Here is a 5,119-nt window from a genome sequence, read left to right on the forward strand (position 1 = left end):
CAGCCGAAGATTAGATTAAAAATCATCATTCGGTGAAGACTCGGAATATACCCAAGGCGGGATCCTTCCTCCCCTTGTCCCTTCCGGTTCGTTGTTGCCAATTCAAGATTTATCGGCTGGCGTGCCTGTGCTGAATCGCGTCTTAAATTGTAATTTATTGAGTATTTTCCGGATGTTATTTTTTACTGTCCCCTAGGCTATCATCAATGTTGGATGTAGTCTTTCTTTAAATTACGAAATCTTTCTTTTTGTTATTATCATTTCTGCGGCGGTGTTGTGGTCCGGGAATGTCGGACGACACGGCAACGGAAGGGAGTCTGGCATGGATCTAGAACAGGACGGTGCGGCAAGCGGTCGAAGCAAAGCGTTTCCCGATCGCGAGCGCGATCCCGTTATCGGTGATGCCGTGTCGGCCGACGATATCGCGGCCAAGCTTCGGGAACAGAAAATCCGGAATGCGGTGCGTGGATTGGGAAGGATTCGCCTGAGAATCGTTACACCGATGTGATGACGATCCGTTTTTCAAAGGGAGACGACATGACACATTTCATCAAGATGATGGCCGCTGGTGCGATTCTTTCGGTCAGCCTGGGGAGCCAAGTGATGGCCCAGGGAACGCCGCAGACGCTTGGCCTGCTCAAGGTCGATTTCAAGACGGTGGCCACCGGCTATCGGACCTCCAAGGTCGTGGGCAGCGCCGTCTATAACGAACAGGATCAGGTGGTGGGCAAGGTTGACGATCTGATCGTGACCCCCAGCGAGACCGTTCCGTTCGCGGTGCTGTCGGTCGGCGGATTTTTGGGCGTCGGCTCGAAATATGTCGTCGTGCCCTATAGCGCGCTCGAGGTGCGCGATAAGAAGATCATCCTTCGTGACGCCACCAAGGAAAACCTGAAGAGCCTGCCGGAATTTAAATATTCAAATTGATAAAAGGCCGGGGTGGGAAGCCACCCCGCGCCGCTATCAATCCGTGATCGACTTAAATCTTGGGTGGGGCGGACATGTAAATTTTCGCGAGGATGGAGGCGGCGATGATGGGAATCGATAACAAGGTTCTTGTTTTTGCCTTTTCCTTCGTCGTCGCGATGTTTTTTTACGTTTATTTTTTCGTCTTCCCCCTGATGTCGAACGTGTCCGATTTCGAATTCTCTCGAGAATCGATGCGTGTGGTGCATAAGGCGTACATGTAAAAGCAGTGGTCGGGCTTGGTTCTGATTTGCAGACAATAAAATACCGGAGGGGGCGTTTGCTCCCTCCGGTATTTTCCGATTGTGGCGATTACCGCGCGGAGGGAACGACGACGACGGTTCCGCCCTGGGCGCCGGTCGCGCCGGTATTGCCGCGATTGCCCTGACGACCCGCCGATCCCGGATCGCCGGGTTCGCCCTGCATCCCGGTATAGCCGGTGTTGCCCTGATTGCCGGTTTCACCCTGCGCCCCGGTATAGCCGGTATTGCCGGTGTTTCCTTGCGATCCGGTCGCGCCGGTATAGCCGGTGTTGCCCTGAACCCCCTGGGGTCCAGCCGGGCCAGTGCAGGCGCTCAGTCCCAGAGCAAGAATTGCGGCAAGGGATAGAGATGTGTATCTCATGACCCGCTCCATTTCATTGTTTACGGTGTGTTATTTGAATTCTCTTATATCAATATATATTATAAAAATAAATATTTAACCATCGGTTAGTACTCAATTATACTATTTGATGTTCATGGAGCGTATCGGCTTTTTAACTTCGATTCTATTTGATCTTGGTGGTGTTTTTTGGAGAAGGTCTTTATGGTCTCTTTACACCCTTCCGCATGGAGTGCTGATGCCAAAGCGGCGTAGGGAATGCACCACGCGGAACCCCTATCGGAGAGTCCCGATGCCCGATCTCGCATTCCTGGCCGCTCTTCTGGCCTTTTTTGCTCTGTGCGCGCTGTTCGTTCGCGCCTGCGACCACCTTTAGCAAAGGCGTATCTCATGTCGTTCGATCTGATCCTTGGCGCGATCGCCGTTCTTGGCCTGCTTGGCTATCTGGGCGCGGTTCTGATCCGTCCGGAACGTTTCTAGGAGGATGGAATGGACGCCAACGGCATCCTCCAAATACTGATTTTCATTGGCCTGATCGTGGCGGTGACCCCGATCCTGGGCGGCTTCATGGCCCGGCTGTTCTCCGGCGAGCGGGTTCTGCTCAGTCCGGTTCTGGCCCCAGTCGAGCGCGGCTTTTACCGTCTGGGCGGCATCGATCCCGCCGCCGAGCAGCATTGGAGCCGCTATGCTCTGTCACTGCTGGCCTTTAATCTGGCCGGGGCCGTGCTGCTGTATGGCTTGCAGCGCCTCCAGGGCTGGCTGCCGCTTAATCCCGGCGAGATGAGCGCGGTTGCGCCCGATCTGGCCTTCAACACTGCGGTCAGCTTCGTCACCAACACCAATTGGCAATCCTACGGTGGTGAAACCACGATGAGCCATCTGGTGCAGATGGCCGGTCTCACCGTGCAGAATTTCGTGTCGGCGGCGACCGGCATTGCCGTCGCGGTCGCGCTGATCCGCGGCTTTGCCCGTCACAACGCCCGCGCCATCGGCAATTTCTATGTCGATCTGACCCGCGCGGTCCTCTATCTGCTGCTGCCATTGTGCCTGATCGGCGCGATGGTGCTGGTATGGCAGGGGGTGCCGCAGACTCTGTTGGCCTCGGTCGAAGCCCACACCCTGGAAGGGGTGAAGCAGGTGATCGCCCAAGGTCCGGTCGCCAGCCAGATGATGATCAAGCATCTCGGCACCAATGGCGGCGGCTTCTTCAACACCAACGCCTCGCATCCGTTCGAGAATCCGACCGCGTTGGCCAATCTGATCCACATGGTGTCGATCCTTGCGATCGGGGCCGGTCTGACCAACACCTTCGGTCGGATGATCGGCGACACCCGCCAGGGCTGGGCGTTGCTCGGCGCGATGGGGGTGTTGTTCGTGCTGGGTGTTGCGGTGACCTTTGGCGCCGAAGCCCAGGGCAACCCGGCTTTGACCGCGCTCGGGATCGATCCGTCGCTGTCGGGCAGCATGGAAGGCAAGGAAGTCCGCTTCGGCATCGCCTTGTCCTCGCTGTTCGCGGTGGTCACCACGGCGGCCAGTTGCGGCGCGGTCAATGCGATGCATGACAGCCTGATGCCGCTGGCCGGAATGGTTCCGCTGATCAACATGATGCTGGGCGAGATCATCATCGGCGGTGTCGGCGCGGGCTTTTACGGCATCATCATCTTCGTCATCCACACGATGTTCATTGCCGGTCTGATGGTCGGGCGTACCCCGGAATATCTCGGCAAGAAGATCGAGGCCAAAGAGGTCAAGCTGGCGGTGTTCGCCACCCTGATCTTCCCCGTTTCCGTTCTGGGTCTGGGGGCGGTCGCGCTGCTGGCCGGGCCAGAGGCGATCCCGGCGGGCGGGCCGCATGGATTGAGCGAAGTGCTGTACGCCTATGTCTCGGCCACCGCCAATAACGGATCGGCTTTCGGCGGGTTCGGCGCCAATACGGTGCTGCACAACAGCCTGCTGGCCCTGGCGATGTTGCTGGGCCGCTTCATCGTGATTATCCCGGCCCTGGCGATTGCCGGGTCCCTGGCCGCGAAGAAGACGATCCCCGCCTCGGCTGGAACCTTCCCCTCACATGGCGGGTTGTTCATCGGGTTGCTGACCAGCGTAATCCTGGTGGTCGGCGGTCTGACCTTCTTCCCCGTCCTGGCGCTGGGCCCGATCGTCGAGCATCTGCTGCTCGGCCTCGGCACTCTGTTCTAAGAAAAGGTGCTGCGATGAGTATCCATCGTCCCCAATCCCGGGCTCTGTTCGACGGCGCGATCCTGTCGCGCGCCGCTGGCGATGCGCTGGTCAAGCTCGATCCCCGTCAGCTGATCCGCAACCCGGTGATGTTTGCGACCGCTCTGGTCGCGCTGCTTTCGACCATTCTGACCGTCCGCGATCTTGGCCAGCCGCATGTCGCGGTGATGGCCCAGATTTCGGCCTGGCTGTGGTTCACCGTGCTGTTTGCCAATTTCGCCGAGGCGATTGCCGAAGGACGCGGCAAGGCCCAGGCCGCGTCGTTGCGCGGCACCCGCACCGGCACGATCGCCCACCAGATCGCCTCGGTCGATGCGACCACCTTCCGTGACGTTCCGGCCGAGCGTCTGCGTGTCGGCGATCTGGTGCTGTGCCAGAGCGGCGACACCATTCCCGGTGACGGCGACGTGGTGGCCGGGATCGCCACCATCGACGAAAGCGCCATCACCGGCGAATCCGCGCCCGTTATCCGCGAATCCGGCGGCGACCGGTCGGCGGTGACCGGCGGCACCCGGGTCGTATCCGACCGGATCGTGGTGCGGATCACCGCCGATCCGGGGCAATCCTTCCTCGACCGGATGATTGCGATGGTCGAAGGGGCCAAGCGGCAGAAGACTCCCAACGAAATCGCGCTGACCATCCTGCTGGTGGGGATGAGCCTGATTTTCCTGATTGTCGTCGCGACGCTTCCGGCCTTTGCCTCGTGGTCGGGGACGACGATTCCCACGGTGTTCCTGATCGCGCTGTTCGTGACCCTGATCCCCACCACCATCGGCGGGTTGCTGTCGGCGATCGGCATCGCCGGCATGGACCGGCTGGTGACCTTCAACGTCATCGCCAAATCGGGCCGTTCGGTCGAAGCGGCGGGCGACATCGACGTCCTGCTGCTCGACAAGACCGGCACCATTACCCTGGGGGCGCGCCAAGCGGCCGAGTTCCTGCCGCTGTCCACTGTCAACGAACGCGATCTGGCCGAGGCGGCGTTCCTCGCCTCGCTGGCCGACGAAACCCCGGAAGGCAAGTCGATCGTCGCTCTGGCCCAGTCGCGCTTTGCCCTGCTCGAGCCGCCGATGGCCAAGATGAGCTTCATTCCCTTCTCGGCGCATACCCGGATGAGCGGGGTGGACATTGACGGAATCGAAATCCGCAAAGGGGCGACCGATTCGATTGCCGCCTATGTCGCCGACAAGGCAGGACGGGTTCCGGGCGGGTTGCCGCGCGATCTGGTCCAGTCGGTCGAGAAGGTGGCCAAGGCGGGCGGAACCCCGCTGGTGGTTGCGCGGGGTGACCGGCTGCTCGGCGTGATCCATCTGAA

Annotated in this window: 6 protein-coding genes; 5 read left to right on the top strand and 1 reads right to left on the bottom strand. The window is 59.8% G+C overall.

What is annotated here, in order from left to right; translation table 11 throughout:
* Positions 1-322: 322 nt before the first annotated feature.
* Positions 323-508: a hypothetical protein gene (locus tag K678_RS18840; protein WP_021133668.1), complete on the top strand. Its 186-nt coding sequence runs from the start codon at positions 323-325 to the stop codon at positions 506-508.
* A 29-nt stretch (positions 509-537) separates the two neighbouring features.
* Positions 538-927 carry a PRC-barrel domain-containing protein gene (locus tag K678_RS16765; RefSeq protein ID WP_039853716.1) on the top strand — a complete coding sequence of 130 codons (390 nt, stop codon included), beginning with the start codon at positions 538-540 and terminating at the stop codon, positions 925-927.
* Positions 928-1,278: 351 nt separating this feature from the next.
* On the opposite strand, the gene K678_RS19790 is transcribed toward K678_RS16765, so the two are convergent.
* Entirely contained in the window at positions 1,279-1,590 is a 312-nt protein-coding gene (locus tag K678_RS19790; protein WP_021133670.1) for a collagen-like protein, read from the bottom strand.
* A 369-nt stretch (positions 1,591-1,959) separates the two neighbouring features.
* On the opposite strand from K678_RS19790, the gene kdpF reads away from it, so the two are divergent.
* The 3 genes from kdpF to kdpB all read left to right on the top strand — a co-directional run.
* The gene (gene kdpF / locus K678_RS16775; RefSeq protein ID WP_039853717.1) at positions 1,960-2,049 is read left to right on the top strand and encodes a K(+)-transporting ATPase subunit F; all 90 of its coding nucleotides are present in this window, start codon (positions 1,960-1,962) and stop codon (positions 2,047-2,049) included.
* A 9-nt stretch (positions 2,050-2,058) separates the two neighbouring features.
* Positions 2,059-3,765, top strand: a complete 1,707-nt coding sequence (gene kdpA, locus K678_RS16780; RefSeq protein WP_021133671.1) for a potassium-transporting ATPase subunit KdpA — start codon at positions 2,059-2,061, stop codon at positions 3,763-3,765.
* Positions 3,766-3,779: 14 nt separating this feature from the next.
* On the top strand, positions 3,780-5,119 hold a 1,340-nt coding region (kdpB, locus tag K678_RS16785; protein WP_021133672.1), incomplete at its 3' end, for a potassium-transporting ATPase subunit KdpB.

Source organism: Magnetospirillum fulvum MGU-K5 (assembly GCF_000442515.1).
In the GTDB taxonomy this organism is placed as follows: domain Bacteria; phylum Pseudomonadota; class Alphaproteobacteria; order Rhodospirillales; family Magnetospirillaceae; genus Phaeospirillum; species Phaeospirillum fulvum_B.

What these genes read in the sequence shown, in the direction of transcription:
- K678_RS19790 (WP_021133670.1), bottom strand. Translation starts at nt 1,590, where the DNA reads ATGAGATACACATCTCTATCCCTTGCCGCAATTCTTGCTCTGGGACTG.
- K678_RS16765 (WP_039853716.1), top strand. Translation starts at nt 538, where the DNA reads ATGACACATTTCATCAAGATGATGGCCGCTGGTGCGATTCTTTCGGTC.
- K678_RS18840 (WP_021133668.1), top strand. Translation starts at nt 323, where the DNA reads ATGGATCTAGAACAGGACGGTGCGGCAAGCGGTCGAAGCAAAGCGTTT.
- kdpF (WP_039853717.1), top strand. Translation starts at nt 1,960, where the DNA reads ATGTCGTTCGATCTGATCCTTGGCGCGATCGCCGTTCTTGGCCTGCTT.
- kdpA (WP_021133671.1), top strand. Translation starts at nt 2,059, where the DNA reads ATGGACGCCAACGGCATCCTCCAAATACTGATTTTCATTGGCCTGATC.